Here is a 15045-nt window from a genome sequence, read left to right as displayed (position 1 = left end):
AAGGTTCGAGTCCTTCCAAGGTCGCCATTTAATATTTAAAACAGAATACATAGAAGCCTTTGGCTTCTTTTTTTATTCTATAAGAAATTAGAAACTCAATAAAATGCATAGAATTGTATAAAATCATATAACAATTATGCTTGATTAAAAAAATATATTAAAATATGTATTTTAAAGTAATACAAAATTACCTATTTAAACAATAGGCCATTAGGGTTATATATTTTATGTATAGGTCGGCCAAAAGGACTACTTACAAAGAGTTCAAAAATTTCAAGATAAGTATTACAATTAGGACACATAAAAGGATCTAAATCCCAAATAGACTTAAAGTTCTTTTTAAAAAGAGAAGGAACTTTTTTAAGTTCAGATTTAAATAAAGTAAGAGCAGCTTTAAGTTTAGAAGATTTTCTTCTAGAATAGAAACCAAATCTATTAATCATCTTAAAATGTTTGTAAGGAAGATGAAAAAGTAATTTAGCAACAAACTCTTGAATAGATAAAGTATGATAAGTAATTTCTTTATTATTAGCTAAATCATTAAACATAAAAGTAACATAATTCTTTTTAAAATTAATATCAACAATTTTATACTCAGCAATAGGGACTCTAGCAAGATATTTAATTATACCTTTAGGATCATTAACATAATTATCACCAATATTAAAGAAAAATCTGATATATTCTTTAGCTTTTAGTTTAATATTATTATTAGGATAATTAGCATTATTTATTAAATTACAAAGGAGATATTTCCATTGATTAGCAATAGAATTAACGTGAAAATATTTAATTTTTTTATATTGAAATTTTTTGTTTAAACCACCAAGAGAAACAATAGCATGAATATGAGTAATTATACTGTAGTGAATAATATCAGAATCAGTAAAGAAATTTTTATAATTAATAGCAGATGCCATTTTAGAAAGAATATTTCTATCATAATCGATAAATAGTCTAAAATCTTTAGGTACAGTAAAAAGAACATGTCTATGAGGGATTAATTAATTGATTAACAATAGAGTAGTTATATCCACAAGAATTACATAATCTAGATTTTCAAGTAAGTTTCATTTTATGTTGGAAGTTACACATATTACATCTATATGTAATGAAACTTTTGTTTAGATCACCACAAGCAAGAAATTTATCTATAGAGTTTTCAATATGGTAGAATTCCTGATAGAATTTGCTAAAATAGTTTTGGAGAAGATAGATTTGAGTTTAGAGACCATTTTTATCACTCCTTTCTGATAGTTTTTTGTGGTAACTAAATTATACAGAAAAGAAAGAGGTGATTAAAGGATTTTTTTAAAATCCCGAATCACCTTTTTTTAACAAAATATATTGACTTTTCTATCTATTTAGAATATAATCTAATTAGATAACTATCAAAATAGAGGTGATATTATGTTTAAAGATACTTTTAAAGCCCTCTCAGATTCTATAAGGAGAGAAATACTTATGCTTTTAAAAAATGGAAGAATGAGTGCTGGAGATATTGCAAATTCTTTTAATATTACAGCTCCAACGGTCTCTTATCATTTGAATTTATTGAAAAAAGCAGAATTAATTCGTGAAACTAAATTTAAAAACTATATTTATTATGAATTAAATATTACAGTTTTTGAAGAATTAATTCTATGGTTTAACAATTTTAAAGGAGATGATAAAAATGTTTAATAAGAAAAAAATAATAATTTCAATAATACTTTGTTTAATACCTATGGTATTTGGTTTAACAATATATTCAAAACTACCAGAAATGATACCTTCACATTTTAATCTTAATGGTGAAGTTGATGGATATTCTTCTAAGAAAGTCTTCATATTTGGTCTTCCACTTTTATTTGCCTTTATGAATGCTTTTTTAGCCTTTTCTATTAAAGAAGATCCTAAAAATATTGAAAATAATAAGACATTTTTATATAAAAATAGTATATGGCTATTACCTATAATTTCAAATTTTGTATTTTTTTCTACTTATTTAATGATAAGTGGATACAATATTAATGTTGGCAAAATTATACATTTTCCAATAGGACTTCTATTTATAGTGCTTGGAAATTATTTGCCTAAATGTAAACAAAGCTATACTATAGGGATTAGAACTCCTTGGACTTTAAATGATGAGGAAAATTGGAATAAAACACATAGATTTGGAGGTAAAATGTTTGTGATATCTGGAATATTGATGATGGCGTCTATATTAATTCCTAATATATTTCTCATTTCATTTATACCTTTAATTTTACCTGTAATTTATTCATATTTATTGTATAAAAAGATAGTAAAATAGGCACTCAATCGAGTGCCTATTATTATCTAGAACCTAATTTATCTGCTGTAAGTAATGCTGCGAATACATCATCAGCTGTAACTTCAAATGGCATATTATGTATAGTTTCACCAGGAGCTACTGAAGCTTTAGCAACTTCATATAGAGCTTCTCTTGAAACTTTATCCATATTTAAGTCTCTAAGACAAGTAGGTAGTCCTACTGATTTACAGAAATCTATAACTTTATTTATTTCTTCTAAAGATCTATTTTCTAAAACTAGCTGAGTAATAGTTCCAAATGAAACTTTTTCACCATGGTACATAGAGTGACCTTCATGTAGTATTGTTAATCCATTATGTATAGCATGTGCAGCAGCAAGTCCTCCACTTTCAAATCCTATACCACTTAGGTAAGTATTTGCTTCTATAACATTTTCAAATGCTTTAGTAACAACTTTTTGTTCACAACTTGCCATAGCTTTAACTCCGTCTTCCATGATGATGTCTAAACAAAGTTTTGCAAGAGCTATAGCTGTTTTAGATGGTTTTCCACCTGCTATAGTATTAGAGTTTGAATCAAGACAAGCTTTTGCTTCATAATATGTTGCAAGGGCATCACCTATACCTGCAGCAAGTAATCTTGCAGGTGCATTAACTATTACATCAGTATCCATAACAACTATATTTGGATTAGCTTTTAAGAATAGGTATTGTTCAAATTCTCCACTGTCTGTATATATTACTGAAAGAGCTGAACATGGTGCATCTGTTGAAGCTATAGTTGGAACTACTATCATAGGTAATTTAGAATAATGAGCTGTTGCTTTACCACAATCTATAGTTTTTCCACCTCCTATAGTAATAACTACATCAAATCCCTTTTCATTTAGTAAAGCAATATTTCTATTTATTTCATTTTTAGAACATTCACCGTTAAATACTTCTAAGTGATGAGCTACATTTTCAGTTTCAAAACTTGATCTAATATCTGCTGCATATTTGTCATATACAAATTTATCTACTAAAATATACGCTCCTTTTTCTCCTAAATTTTTGAAATAACCTGCTAATTTTTTGATTTCACCAAAACCTTGTATATATTTTGATGGCGAAAAAATGTTTCTAGTCATAACATACCTCCATAGTGTAATTTATACACTAAAGTATACCTTATTTTTTGTATTTTTCAAAAAATTATTTCAGTGTTAAAATATTGTAATAATTCAAAATTAAGTGTTAATAATGCAAAAAAAATATTTTTATAATTCACTGTTATTTACAAGCTAATAAAAAGTGTTTAAAATATATATTAACTATTGAAAGAAATTTGATTTTAGTATATACTTAATAAATAGAGAACAAATTTTGAAAGAAGGATGAATAAGAATGAAATTAAGATTAGAGACAACTTATGTAAAACCTTTTATAGGAAAACATGAATATGAACAAATTAGACCATTTGTAGAACTTGCAGATAAAATACTTATGGATAAAACTGGAGCAGGTAATGATTTCTTAGGTTGGTTAGATTTACCTAAAAATTATGATAAAGAAGAATTTGCTAGAATAAAAAAAGCTAGTGAAAAAATTCAAAGTGACTCAGAAGTATTAATAGTAATAGGTATAGGTGGATCATACTTAGGAGCAAAATCTGCTATAGAATTTTTATCTAATACTTTCTATAACAATATGAGAAAAGAAGATAGAAAAACTCCTGAAATATATTTTGCAGGTACTAATATGTCCCCTGTATATTTACAACACTTATTAGACTTAGTAGGAGATAGAGATTTCTCTATTAACGTAATATCAAAATCAGGTACTACTACTGAACCTGCTATAGCATTTAGAGTATTTAAGAAAAAATTAGAAGAAAAATATGGTAAAGAAGAAGCATCTAAGAGAATTTATGCAACAACAGATAAAGCTAAAGGAGCATTAAAAAACTTAGCAACTAGTGAAGGATATGAAACTTTTGTTGTACCTGATAATGTAGGAGGAAGATTTTCTGTATTAACAGCAGTAGGATTATTACCTATAGCAGTAGCAGGTATAAATATAGATGAATTAATGCAAGGTGCTCATGATGCTATGGTTGATTATTCAACTAAAGAATATTATGAAAATGATGCTATGATATATGCAGCAACTAGAAGCCTTTTATACAATAAAGGTAAAAATATGGAAATATTAACAAATTATGAACCAAGATTACACTATATCGCTGAATGGTGGAAACAATTATTTGCAGAATCTGAAGGTAAGGATGGGAAAGGTATATATCCAACAAGTGCTGATTTTTCTACTGATTTACACTCTATAGGTCAATCTATACAAGAGGCAAGAAGAACTATGTTTGAAACAGTGCTTTTAATAGATAAACCAGAAGTTGATATACATATAGAAAAAGAAGAAGTAAATTTAGATGGATTAAATTACTTAAGTGGAAAAGGTATAGACTATGTTAATAAACAAGCTGCAAAAGGAGTTATACTTGCTCACGTAGATGGAAATGTACCTAATCTTGTAATTAATATACCTGAAGCAACTCCATATCATTTAGGATATATGTTCTATTTCTTTGAAAAAGCAGTTGCAATAGCTGGATATATGTTAGGAATTAATCCATTTGATCAACCAGGTGTTGAAGAATACAAGAGAAATATGTTTGCTTTACTTGAAAAACCTGGATTTGAAGAAGAAACTAAAAAGTTATTAGCAAGACTTGAAAATAAATAAGGAGGAAAAGTTATGAAGAAAATGTTTAAAAGTTTTTTTCTGGTGGTATTAACATTGATTACACTTATTTCTTGTTCTGTTGAAGGTAAATCTAAAGAAGTTTTATCTAAGGAAATGGAAGTAATAAAACAAGAAAAATTTTTAGAAAGAGATGATTTCATATCTAATGCAGTTAATAATCTTTTAAGTGATTTTACATATACTATAGGAGAAGCTAAAGAAAATGGTGAAAATTCTGAAGTAAAAATGGATGTTAAAAGAATAGATATTAAATATTACTTAACAGATATGTTACAAAAAATGGTAAAAGAAACTTTTGCTGGTAAAATTAACAGTGAAGATGAATTTAATGAAAGTATAGTAGATTATTTAACTAATATAGATAAGAATAATATTAAATATTCAGAAAAATCATTTAATGTTAAAATGCAAAAAGTAAATGGTGAATGGAAATTATCAGATATTAGTAGAAATGAAATTATGCAATTTATGACAGATGATCTAAAAGGTAGTTTAGATATAAAATAAAAAAGGAGAGTATGATGAAAAAGTTAATGGTATTACCTATGCTATTATTAGCATTAAATGGATTTGCTAATTCAAATGCAATGACAGCTACAGGTAAAATGGTAAAAGAGGAAAAAGCACATGCACATGAGCATGTATTAGAAGATGAAGTAATATACAACTTCCACAATGTAAAAGGAGAAGCACACTCACATGTATTAGTAGTAATTAAAGGAGATGATGCTTTTGTTAGAGTTGATGGAGTTGAATATGAATTAGAAGAAATTAAAAGTGCGTCAGGTCAAATGTTTGCAAATGAAGATAAGTCAGTAGTTTTAGGTATTAAGGGTACTGATGCATTTGTAGAAATAAAAGGAAAAGTTTCAAATTACTTCCAAGTTGGAAGAGCTACAAAAGGTTATGCAAAACACTTTGAACATGATCATAAATAAAGAATAAACAGAAGTAAATTTACTTCTGTTTTTTTTCTAAGATAAAATAAAGTTGTTTTTGTTGATAAAATTTTAAATAAAAGATATAATTAGGGTATATAAGTTTTTAGGAGGAAAAATTGGTATCAATAATTAAAGCAATGAGAACAGCTATAGGTAAATATAGTGGTATGTATAAAGATATAGAACTTGTAGATTTTTCTGCAGAATTAGTTAAAAGTATTACTAAAAATTTAAAAATTGATGAAGTTATACTTGGGAATGTTTTAGCAAATAATTTAGGTCAAAATATAGCAAGACAAATAGCTGTAAATGGTAATATAGATAAAGAAGTTCCTGCATATTTAATAAATATGGTATGCGGGTCAGGAATGAAGGCAATAGAACTTGGATATAGTAGTATAGTAAGTGGTAATAATAATGTGGTATTAGTAGGTGGAGTTGAAAAGATGACTGGTAGCGATAATATGTTAAAGGATGGATTAACAGATGCCTTTTCTAATACGCATATGGGTATTACTGCAGAAAATATAGTAGAAAAATATAATTTTACGAGAGAAGAATTAGATGATTATGCCTTTAATTCACAAAGAAAGGCACAAAATGCTATTGAAAATGGATATTTTAAAGCTGAAATATATAATGATATGATAGATGAGTATCCAAGATTTAATATGGAGAGAGAAAAATTATCTAATTTAAAACCAGTATTTAAAGAAGATGGTAAAGTTACAGCTGGGAATTCATCAGGAATAAATGATGGTGCAGCTATGTTAGTTTTAGCAGATGAAAAGTATGCTAAAGAAAATAATTTAGAAGTTTTAGCAAATATTAGGGGATTTGCTACAGTTGGATATGATCCTGAATATATGGGTCTTGCCCCTATATTTTCAACAAAAAAATTATTAGAAAAATTTAATTTAAGTGTAGAGGATATAGATCTTTTTGAAGCTAATGAAGCATTTAGTTCTGTTTCTCTTGCCTTTATAAAAGAATTAAATATACCTGAAGAAAAAATAAATGTAAATGGTGGTGCAATAGCAATAGGTCACCCTATAGGAGCTAGTGGTTCAAGAATAGTGGTAACATTAGTTCATGAACTAATAAGAAGAGATTTAAAAAGAGGAATTGCAACTCTTTGTGTGGGAGGAGGCCAAGGAATTTCAATATTAATTGAAAGATAAATATGAATATAGGAATAGATAAAATAGGAGTAGAATTTTCTGATAAATACATAGATATAAAAGAATTAGCTATAGCAAGAGGAGTTGAAGTAGAAAAGTATACTAAAGGTATAGGGCAAATGGAGATGTCTTTTACATCAAGTAATCAAGATATAGTAACTCTTGCAATTAAAGCAACAAAAGACATATTAACAGATGAAGATAAGCAATCTATAGATTTAATAATTTTTGGTACAGAAAGTTCTATAGATGAATCAAAAGCAGCAAGTATATATATTAAAAATTATTTAGGAATAAATAGTTTTTGTAAATGTATAGAAATAAAGCAAGCTTGTTTTGGAGCTACTGCAGGTCTTGATTATGCAAAGGCACATATTGCATTAAATCCAAATTCAAAAGTATTAGTTATTGCAGCTGATATTGCAAAATATGGTAAAAATACAGGTGGAGAAGTTACTCAAGGTACAGGAGCTATATCTATGTTAGTTTCTAAAGACCCTAGCATGATAATATTTAATAATGATGAGGTTTCATATACTGAAGATGTTATGGATTTCTGGAGACCTACATATTCTAAATATGCTATAGTTGATGGTAAATTTTCTGTTGAAAAATATTTAGAATTATTAAGTAAGTCTTATTCAGAGTATAGAAGAAAAAATGATATAGATTTCAAGGCTATTTGTTTACATGTACCATATACAAAAATGGCATATAAAGGTTTAAATAGCATTACAAATGATGAGAAATTATTAAATGAGTTTGAATCATCTGTTGTATATAATAAAAGAGTGGGAAATATATATACTGCTTCCCTATATCTTTCCCTTATTTCTTTAATATTAAATTCTAAAAATATTAAAGCAGGGGATAAAATAGGTATGTTTAGCTATGGATCTGGAGCAGTGTCAGAATTTTTTTCGGTTACACTTGCAAATGATTTTAGAAATAGTTTAAATAAGGAATATATTGAAAATAAGTTAAATGGTAGAAAAAAATACAGTATAGAAGATTATGAAAAAATATTTTTTGAAGATATCATTTTAGATGAAAACGGAAATATAGAATTTGAAAAAACTGAAAATGATGTATATTTAAAAGAAATACATAATCATAAAAGGATATATTATGTGGAAAGATAGCTATAAAAAAAGTAGGAAAGATAGGATTAAATTATTAAAAGAAAATGGTAATATTGGTGTTGAAAACTTTAATAATTTAATGGATAGTAAAGTATTAACTAATGAAATAGCAGATAAATTTATAGAAAATCAAATAGGTATATATGGAATACCTTTAGGTATAGCGACTAACTTCTTAATAAATAATAAGGAATATGTAATACCTTTTGCTATAGAAGAACCATCTGTAATTGCAGCAGCTTGTAATGCAGCTAAAATAATAAAGGCAAATGGTGGATTTAGTGCAAAAATAGATGAAAGATTGATTATAGGGCAAATAGCAATATATGATATTTTAGATTTTGAAAAGGCTAAGAATGACATACTAAAAGAAAAGACACAATTACTTGAAATTGCTAATAATTCTCAGCCTAACATAGTTAATTTAGGTGGAGGAGCAAGGGATATAAAGATAGAGAAAAAAGGAGAATTTTTAATTATTTATCTTTATGTAGATGCCAAGGATGCAATGGGAGCAAATACTGTAAATACTATGCTTGAAACTATAGCACCTATTATCATAGAAATATGTAGAGGAGTAAAACTTATGAGTATAATATCTAATTACTCTACTTCATGTATGGTAAAAGCTGAATGTTCTATAGAAATTGAAGAATCAGTAGGTAAAAGAATAGAAAAGGCTATAGAGTTTGCAAATGTAGATACATATAGAGCTGTAACTAATAATAAAGGGATATTTAATGGTATAGATGCCATAGCCTTAGCTACAGGTAATGATTGGAGGGCAATAGAGGCAGGATTACATGCCTATGCTTCAAAAGATGGAAGATATAAAAGTTTAACTACGTGGAAATACATAGATGGTAGATTACATGGTAGTATAGAAATACCTTTAGCTATAGCAAGTTTTGGAGGTTCAGTAAATTTACATCCTACAAGTAAAATTTCACTTGAGATATTAGGGAATCCTACTGCTAAAGAACTTGCTGAAATTACAGCTTGCGTAGGTCTTGCACAAAATTTTGCAGCACTTAAAGCATTGGTTACTGTAGGTATACAAAAAGGTCACATGAAATTACAACTTAAATCTTTCGGTGTTTATTTAGGTTTAAGTAATGAAAAAATAAAAAAATTAGAAAAATTATTTGAAAATGAAACTCATATTACATTAGACAAGGTTAATGAAAAAATTAAAGATATAGATTAGAAAAAAATTTTTTGGAATATTGGAGAAATGGGTATAAACCATTCTGTTATGATATACATTTACAGAAAATCATACATGTTTTTTATAGAATATTTAAGTTGGTAAGGGAGATAATCAAAAAGCTAGTGGAAGATAAAAAGAGTATTTTATTATTAGTTGATGAATGGATTAATAAAGATACTTATCAAATAATAAAAAATATCTTTCTAAAGAACTACAATACAAATTAAATGGAAACTAATAAAACTTAAACCATGAGATTTTATGGATTTATTTGTGAAATGTAATTAAGAAAGGATGTATAATGAATATAGGGAAGTTAGGATTTGGAGTATACAAATTAACAGATGAAGAAAAAATGAAGGTTGCCTTACAAACAGCTGTAGATTCTGGATATAGGTTGATAGATACAGCAACTTTTTATAAAAATGAGGAATTTATAGGAAATTTTTTAAAAACTTGTAAAATTAAAGATGAACTTGTAATTACAACTAAGGTATGGCCTAGTGATATGAGTTATGATGATACTTTAAGATCTTTTGAGAGAAGTCATAAATTATTAGATGGTAAAGTAGATATATTATTAACTCATTGGCCGAATCCAGAAAAATTTATTGAGTCATACAGGGCTATGGAAAGACTTAAAAATGAAGGTGCAGTAAAAGAAATAGGTGTATGTAACTTTAAAATACATCATTTAGAAAAATTAAAGCAAAATTGCTCTGTTAAACCTTTCTTTAATCAGGTGGAATTACATCCTAAGTTTTCACAACCTGAATTAAGAGAGTATTTAAAGAAAGAAGGTATACAAGTAGAGGCTTGGATGCCTATAGCCAAGGCTAAATACTTAGATGATGTAACACTTGTTGCACTTGCCCAAAAATATAATGTCACGAGTTCACAAGTAATACTTAATTGGCATATACAAAGAGGTATTTATGCCATACCTAAATCAGAGACACCTTCAAGAATTATAGAAAATTTCAAATCACAAAATTTTGTATTATCTGAAGAAGATTTAATAAAAATTGATTTAATGGATGAAGGGAAAAGATTTAGTGCTGATCCTGATGAATTTCCATATGATAGAAAGATTTAGAGGTGAATAATGAATAATATTAATAACTTTAAAATAGGAAATAAGAGTATAATTACAATATTTATAGCCATAGCATCTATCTTATTGGTTGTTTCTAGTTGCTATACTGTTAATACGGGGGAGGTAGCTATAATTTCAACTTTTGGTAAGGTAAATAAGATAGATGGTGAAGGTCTAAATTTTAAAATACCATTTATACAATCAAAGGATATGTTAGAAATTAGAGAAAAAATTTATGATTTCACTAAAGAAAATGGAGAAGATCTATCTTTAAATGTATCTACAAAAGATATACAAACTGTAAATATAGAATTAAATGTACAAGCTAGTATTTCAAATCCTGAAAAACTATATAAAGCATTTCGTGGTAATCATGAATCAAGATTTATTAGACCTAGGGTAAGAGAAATAGTACAGGCTACAATTTCTAAATATACTATAGAGGAGTTTGTTTCAAAAAGAACTGAAATTTCTAGATTAATTTTTGAAGATTTAAAAGATGATTTTGAAACTTATGGATTAAATGTTTCAAATATATCCATAGTCAATCATGATTTTTCAGATGAATATGAAAGAGCTATAGAACAGAAAAAAGTTGCAGAACAGGCTGTAGAAAAGGCTAAAGCTGAACAAGAAAAATTATCAGTAGAAGCTGAAAATAGAGTTAAACTTGCAGAATATAATTTAAAGGAAAAAGAATTACAAGCTAAAGCCAATGCTATAGAAAGTAATTCATTAAGTAAACAATTACTACAAAAAATGGCTATAGAAAAATGGAATGGAGAATTACCTAAAGTTCAAGATGGTTCTTCTTCAATACTTATTAATGATGTATTAAGATAAATAGATATTTAAAGGTCCTGTATTCATACAGGATTTTTATTTTAAAAATAAACTTAAAATACATTTACTTTTTTTAATTTATATTGTATAATATGTATGGGCGGTGAATATATGGAAAAAATAATTGAGGTTGCTAGATATATTAAAGTAAAATTTGAAGAAATATATGGCAAAGAAATTGATGAAATTAGATTACAAAAGTTAGTATATTTTTCTCAGAGAGAATCTATACTCTATACAGGGAAGGTACTTTTTTTAGATGCTATGAAGGCATGGAGGTATGGGCCTGTATCTATTAAGGTAAGAAAAGAATATAGGAATATGGTAAGAAAAAAAGTAAACATTAAGACCTTTAATAAATATTTAATTAATAATGTTATACAAAAATATGGGCACTATTCAGCAGGTAGATTAATTAATCTTACGCATAGGGAAAAAGCCTGGAAATATTCTAGGAAAAATTTATCTAAGGATGATAGAGGTTTTCAAAATATACATATAAGCTTAATTTTTGATGAAAAAGAAAGGGTTTATGATACTTATTGGGATATGTATTGTGATGAATTTAAAGATTTTATTGGTGATATATATGATAGGTAAGATGTTTATAGCTTTATTTCCATATTTTGATATAGGGAATAAACGTAAAGGGATAAAAGAGAGACCGGTATTAGTTATAGGGGAGACAGATGATAATGATTGTATAATATTGCCTGTTTCAACTATTACAAAAAAACAGTATTATAACCCTGAGTATGATATAGAAATAGATCCAGAAAAATTTCCTAAATTAAATCTTTCAAAACTTTCATATATTAGAGTTCATAAACAGGCTATAATATATAAAAGGGCCTTACATAAAGAAATAGGTAATTTAAAAGAAGAATATAATATTAAGTATGTAGAGATAATAAAAAAATTAGAAGGCTTTAATAAAAATTTAGTTTATAATAGTTAAATAAAATAATGGATGCTTCCTGTAAATTAGGAAACATCCATTTTATAATACTATTTTACATCTTGAATTTTAATAGATTTAACATTCAATGTTCTTCCATCTTCTGATTTAGGAATGCTTAGGCTTCCATCTTTTATTTTTTCTGCTAATTTTTCTAATAATGGATTGTTGAAATCATAATTAATTATTTCCCAGTTTCCATCTAATTTTGGTGTAACTAAACCATTTTGTTCTTCTGTTACATATTTAATAATCAAGTCTCTCATAGTACCAACTGTTTCTAGACTTGAATCATAGTATTTATCTTCTTCATTAACTAGACCTAAAGTAGAAATAGTCCCAAATCTATAATTATTAACTGCAAGTCTATATTTAGCTTGAGGATCTAATGGGTTACCATTAATCATAGGATTAATTATTCTTTGCCCTGCAGGTTTAGTAATATCTACTTTATAATCTATACCTGAGAACATATCGTAGTTATATCCTCTAACCTTTGGATTGAAACTTATAGTTAAATCATCTTCTTCAAGTTGATTATAGAAATTCATAGACCATTCCATGTATTTTAATAAATTTTCTCCACTAATATTTACACCTACTAGAGTATTACTGTATTATATAGGTTCTTATTAATTAGTGGGGGGATTGGGTAGAAAAATAAAAATTGCATAATTAGTAAATTTATTGTAATATAAGTTTGACTACAAAATCACAAAGGAGTTCACTAAATATGCAACAAAATAATTATACAACATTTTCAATACAATTTAAAGGTCTAGAATAAAAAATGTATTGGGAAATTTGAGATGCACAAGTATTTTTTATTTTTTATAATTGTTTAGAGCAAATGCACAAAATCTATTTTGTAAAAAATTAAATATATGTTAAAATTAAGTTGATGATTTATTATTTTTGTTATATGTATTTATAACAATTTCATCAGCATGAACTTCCTCTATATTTAATACTTTTAGTATTCTATTCGGGTATAAACTTAAAAACATTTCTATAGGGGATTTATTATTATATTTTGGTTTATACAAACTATTTATATTAGAAACTATAAAATTTATATCATATTTCTCATAATTATTTATAGGTTCTTATTAATTAGCAGGTGGATTGAATAGAAAAATAAAAATTAAAAAAACGTCTTGTAACTTTACAGTACGAAATAATTTAGGAGGAGACCAACTATGGATATATTTATAAAACATGGTAATGAAAAATTTAATTATAGAGTATGTGCTATAATTCTTAACGATAATAAAATTTTGGCAATGCATGATGACAGATCACCTTATTTTTACTTGCCAGGTGGAAGGGTGAAATTAGGTGAAACAGCAGAAAAAGCTGTAATTAGAGAAGTTTATGAAGAATTAGGCATAACTGTAAAGATCATACGTCCATTATGGCTAAATCAATCTTTTTTTACTGAAGATGTCGATAACTTAAATTATCATGAATTATGTATTTACTATTTAATCGATATTTCAGATACTTCGTTACTAAAAAAAGGAGATAAATTTAAATATAGGGAAGGTAATAGAATATATTTTTTTGAATGGTTAGAATTTGAAAGATTAAAAAATGAGTATTTCTATCCTTTATTTTAAAAAAAAGATATATTTAATCTTCCAAATGAATTTACAATTATTTCTGAATGGGAATGATTAAATAAGTTTATATATGTTATAAATACTTTAGAAAGGAAATTTGTAAATTATGAAATTTAATATAGAAAAATCAACAGATTTAGAAGATGAATATATTAGTGAAATGTTATTAAAACATAATAAAGAAAATTTGAAATTAAAACAAAAAGATCCTTATAAGAAATTTTCTTATGTAGTTAAGGAAAATAATAAGGTGATAGCAGGAATTATAGGATATTCTGTTTTATGGAAAATTTTTTATATCGATACACTATGGGTAAAAAAAGAATATAGAAATAAAAAAATTGGAACGAATTTATTAAATTTTATACTAAATAAAGCTAAAAAATATGGTTGTCATATAGTGCATTTAGATTCATTTGAATTTCAAGGTGTTGAATTTTATCTTAAGAATGGATTTGAGATATTTGGAATCCTTGAAGATAGTCCAAAAGGATATAAAGAATATTTTTTAAAAAAAGTTCTAAAATAATTTTAAATCAGTATATATTAAAGAAAGGGGAAATTTAAGATGTCAAAAATGAAAAAAGAAACAATTGAGGAAAAGGGATGACAATAGAGGTTTATACAGAAGATTTTAAAAATGACTATATTTCATTAACGGATATTGCGAAATATAAGAATGAAGGTGCTCCTAGATTTGTTATTCAAAATTGGTTAAGAAATAGAAATACTATTGAATTTATTGGATTATGGGAAATTTTAAATAATAAAGATTTTAACCGTGTGCAATTCTATACGTTTAAAACAGAATAGTATCAAAATTAGGTAGATATGGTGGAACATATGCACATTGCGATATAGCATTAGAATTAGCACCTTGGTTATCATCAGAATTTAAACTATACATAATTCAAAATTATAAAAGATTAAAATCTAATGAAAAATCAAAATTATCTTTAACATGGAATTTATATTAGAAAAACCTAATAAATATAATTTAAAAAAATTAGAA

General features: G+C 26.4%; 18 protein-coding genes and 1 pseudogene. 16 read left to right on the top strand and 3 right to left on the bottom strand.

Features of this window, described 5'->3' with window-relative positions; all coding sequences use genetic code 11:
- Positions 1 to 191: 191 nt before the first annotated feature.
- Positions 192 to 920, bottom strand: a complete 729-nt coding sequence (locus AYC60_RS01885; RefSeq protein WP_067320633.1) for a transposase — start codon at positions 918 to 920, stop codon at positions 192 to 194.
- Positions 921 to 1410: 490 nt separating this feature from the next.
- Between AYC60_RS01885 and AYC60_RS01880 the strand changes: the two genes are divergently transcribed.
- Positions 1411 to 1683, top strand: coding sequence for an autorepressor SdpR family transcription factor (locus tag AYC60_RS01880; RefSeq protein ID WP_180135935.1), 273 nt, complete (start codon positions 1411 to 1413; stop codon positions 1681 to 1683).
- Positions 1676 to 2299: an SdpI family protein gene (locus AYC60_RS01875; RefSeq protein ID WP_067320629.1), complete on the top strand. Its 624-nt coding sequence runs from the start codon at positions 1676 to 1678 to the stop codon at positions 2297 to 2299. Before AYC60_RS01880 ends, AYC60_RS01875 begins: the two co-directional genes overlap by 8 nt.
- A gap of 22 nt (positions 2300 to 2321) precedes the next feature.
- Here the strand turns inward: AYC60_RS01875 and AYC60_RS01870 are convergent, their stop codons facing one another.
- Positions 2322 to 3410 carry a glycerol dehydrogenase gene (locus tag AYC60_RS01870; protein WP_067320627.1) on the bottom strand — a complete coding sequence of 363 codons (1089 nt, stop codon included), beginning with the start codon at positions 3408 to 3410 and terminating at the stop codon, positions 2322 to 2324.
- A gap of 256 nt (positions 3411 to 3666) precedes the next feature.
- On the opposite strand from AYC60_RS01870, the gene AYC60_RS01865 reads away from it, so the two are divergent.
- From AYC60_RS01865 to AYC60_RS01820, 10 genes are all read left to right on the top strand, one after another.
- Positions 3667 to 5019 carry a glucose-6-phosphate isomerase gene (locus AYC60_RS01865; RefSeq protein ID WP_067320625.1) on the top strand — a complete coding sequence of 451 codons (1353 nt, stop codon included), beginning with the start codon at positions 3667 to 3669 and terminating at the stop codon, positions 5017 to 5019.
- Between the two features lie 12 nt (positions 5020 to 5031).
- Positions 5032 to 5547: a hypothetical protein gene (locus tag AYC60_RS01860; RefSeq protein ID WP_067320623.1), complete on the top strand. Its 516-nt coding sequence runs from the start codon at positions 5032 to 5034 to the stop codon at positions 5545 to 5547.
- Positions 5548 to 5561: 14 nt separating this feature from the next.
- On the top strand, positions 5562 to 5978 hold the full coding sequence (locus AYC60_RS01855) for a hypothetical protein (RefSeq protein WP_067320621.1): 417 nt from the start codon (positions 5562 to 5564) through the stop codon (positions 5976 to 5978).
- Positions 5979 to 6097: 119 nt separating this feature from the next.
- Positions 6098 to 7162 (top strand): thiolase family protein, encoded by a 1065-nt coding sequence (locus AYC60_RS01850; protein ID WP_082762539.1) that lies wholly within the window; start codon positions 6098 to 6100, stop codon positions 7160 to 7162.
- Positions 7163 to 7164: 2 nt separating this feature from the next.
- Positions 7165 to 8304 (top strand): hydroxymethylglutaryl-CoA synthase, encoded by a 1140-nt coding sequence (locus tag AYC60_RS01845; RefSeq protein ID WP_067320619.1) that lies wholly within the window; start codon positions 7165 to 7167, stop codon positions 8302 to 8304.
- Positions 8291 to 9511, top strand: a complete 1221-nt coding sequence (locus tag AYC60_RS01840) for a hydroxymethylglutaryl-CoA reductase, degradative (RefSeq protein WP_067320616.1) — start codon at positions 8291 to 8293, stop codon at positions 9509 to 9511. The genes AYC60_RS01845 and AYC60_RS01840 overlap by 14 nt, the downstream gene beginning before the upstream one ends.
- Before the next feature lie 304 nt (positions 9512 to 9815).
- Positions 9816 to 10610 carry an aldo/keto reductase gene (locus tag AYC60_RS01835; protein ID WP_067320613.1) on the top strand — a complete coding sequence of 265 codons (795 nt, stop codon included), beginning with the start codon at positions 9816 to 9818 and terminating at the stop codon, positions 10608 to 10610.
- A gap of 9 nt (positions 10611 to 10619) precedes the next feature.
- Positions 10620 to 11453 (top strand): prohibitin family protein, encoded by an 834-nt coding sequence (locus AYC60_RS01830; RefSeq protein ID WP_067320611.1) that lies wholly within the window; start codon positions 10620 to 10622, stop codon positions 11451 to 11453.
- 111 nt (positions 11454 to 11564) lie between these two features.
- On the top strand, positions 11565 to 12053 hold the full coding sequence (locus tag AYC60_RS01825; protein ID WP_067320608.1) for a Panacea domain-containing protein: 489 nt from the start codon (positions 11565 to 11567) through the stop codon (positions 12051 to 12053).
- On the top strand, positions 12043 to 12411 hold the full coding sequence (locus tag AYC60_RS01820) for a type II toxin-antitoxin system PemK/MazF family toxin (protein WP_180135993.1): 369 nt from the start codon (positions 12043 to 12045) through the stop codon (positions 12409 to 12411). Before AYC60_RS01825 ends, AYC60_RS01820 begins: the two co-directional genes overlap by 11 nt.
- 50 nt (positions 12412 to 12461) lie before the next feature.
- Here the strand turns inward: AYC60_RS01820 and AYC60_RS01815 are convergent.
- Positions 12462 to 13016, bottom strand: a pseudogene (locus tag AYC60_RS01815) (5'-nucleotidase C-terminal domain-containing protein); the annotation flags it as partial.
- 594 nt (positions 13017 to 13610) lie between these two features.
- Here AYC60_RS01815 and AYC60_RS01810 point away from each other — a divergent pair.
- The 4 genes from AYC60_RS01810 (at position 13611) to AYC60_RS09665 (ending at position 15010) form a co-directional block, all read left to right on the top strand.
- Positions 13611 to 14030: an NUDIX hydrolase gene (locus tag AYC60_RS01810; protein WP_067320603.1), complete on the top strand. Its 420-nt coding sequence runs from the start codon at positions 13611 to 13613 to the stop codon at positions 14028 to 14030.
- 109 nt (positions 14031 to 14139) lie between these two features.
- The gene (locus tag AYC60_RS01805; RefSeq protein WP_067320600.1) at positions 14140 to 14562 is read left to right on the top strand and encodes a GNAT family N-acetyltransferase; all 423 of its coding nucleotides are present in this window, start codon (positions 14140 to 14142) and stop codon (positions 14560 to 14562) included.
- A gap of 77 nt (positions 14563 to 14639) precedes the next feature.
- Complete coding sequence (locus AYC60_RS09670) at positions 14640 to 14846, top strand: KilA-N domain-containing protein (protein ID WP_067320597.1); 207 nt, start codon at positions 14640 to 14642, stop codon at positions 14844 to 14846.
- On the top strand, positions 14843 to 15010 hold the full coding sequence (locus AYC60_RS09665) for a KilA-N domain-containing protein (RefSeq protein ID WP_197416921.1): 168 nt from the start codon (positions 14843 to 14845) through the stop codon (positions 15008 to 15010). Before AYC60_RS09670 ends, AYC60_RS09665 begins: the two co-directional genes overlap by 4 nt.
- Positions 15011 to 15045 lie beyond the last annotated feature (35 nt).

Origin of the sequence: Streptobacillus felis (assembly GCF_001559775.1) — a bacterium.
GTDB lineage: Bacteria > Fusobacteriota > Fusobacteriia > Fusobacteriales > Leptotrichiaceae > Streptobacillus > Streptobacillus felis.
Note: the sequence above shows the minus strand (reverse complement) of the source record. Positions and strands in the feature narration are given on the sequence as shown.

Excerpts from the sequence above, each read along its gene's own strand:
- AYC60_RS01885 (WP_067320633.1), bottom strand. The coding sequence starts at position 920 with ATGGCATCTGCTATTAATTATAAAAATTTCTTTACTGATTCTGATATT.
- AYC60_RS01880 (WP_180135935.1), top strand. The coding sequence starts at position 1,411 with ATGTTTAAAGATACTTTTAAAGCCCTCTCAGATTCTATAAGGAGAGAA.
- AYC60_RS01875 (WP_067320629.1), top strand. The coding sequence starts at position 1,676 with ATGTTTAATAAGAAAAAAATAATAATTTCAATAATACTTTGTTTAATA.
- AYC60_RS01870 (WP_067320627.1), bottom strand. The coding sequence starts at position 3,410 with ATGACTAGAAACATTTTTTCGCCATCAAAATATATACAAGGTTTTGGT.
- AYC60_RS01865 (WP_067320625.1), top strand. The coding sequence starts at position 3,667 with ATGAAATTAAGATTAGAGACAACTTATGTAAAACCTTTTATAGGAAAA.
- AYC60_RS01860 (WP_067320623.1), top strand. The coding sequence starts at position 5,032 with ATGAAGAAAATGTTTAAAAGTTTTTTTCTGGTGGTATTAACATTGATT.
- AYC60_RS01855 (WP_067320621.1), top strand. The coding sequence starts at position 5,562 with ATGAAAAAGTTAATGGTATTACCTATGCTATTATTAGCATTAAATGGA.
- AYC60_RS01845 (WP_067320619.1), top strand. The coding sequence starts at position 7,165 with ATGAATATAGGAATAGATAAAATAGGAGTAGAATTTTCTGATAAATAC.
- AYC60_RS01840 (WP_067320616.1), top strand. The coding sequence starts at position 8,291 with ATGTGGAAAGATAGCTATAAAAAAAGTAGGAAAGATAGGATTAAATTA.
- AYC60_RS01835 (WP_067320613.1), top strand. The coding sequence starts at position 9,816 with ATGAATATAGGGAAGTTAGGATTTGGAGTATACAAATTAACAGATGAA.
- AYC60_RS01830 (WP_067320611.1), top strand. The coding sequence starts at position 10,620 with ATGAATAATATTAATAACTTTAAAATAGGAAATAAGAGTATAATTACA.
- AYC60_RS01825 (WP_067320608.1), top strand. The coding sequence starts at position 11,565 with ATGGAAAAAATAATTGAGGTTGCTAGATATATTAAAGTAAAATTTGAA.
- AYC60_RS01820 (WP_180135993.1), top strand. The coding sequence starts at position 12,043 with ATGATAGGTAAGATGTTTATAGCTTTATTTCCATATTTTGATATAGGG.
- AYC60_RS01810 (WP_067320603.1), top strand. The coding sequence starts at position 13,611 with ATGGATATATTTATAAAACATGGTAATGAAAAATTTAATTATAGAGTA.
- AYC60_RS01805 (WP_067320600.1), top strand. The coding sequence starts at position 14,140 with ATGAAATTTAATATAGAAAAATCAACAGATTTAGAAGATGAATATATT.
- AYC60_RS09670 (WP_067320597.1), top strand. The coding sequence starts at position 14,640 with ATGACAATAGAGGTTTATACAGAAGATTTTAAAAATGACTATATTTCA.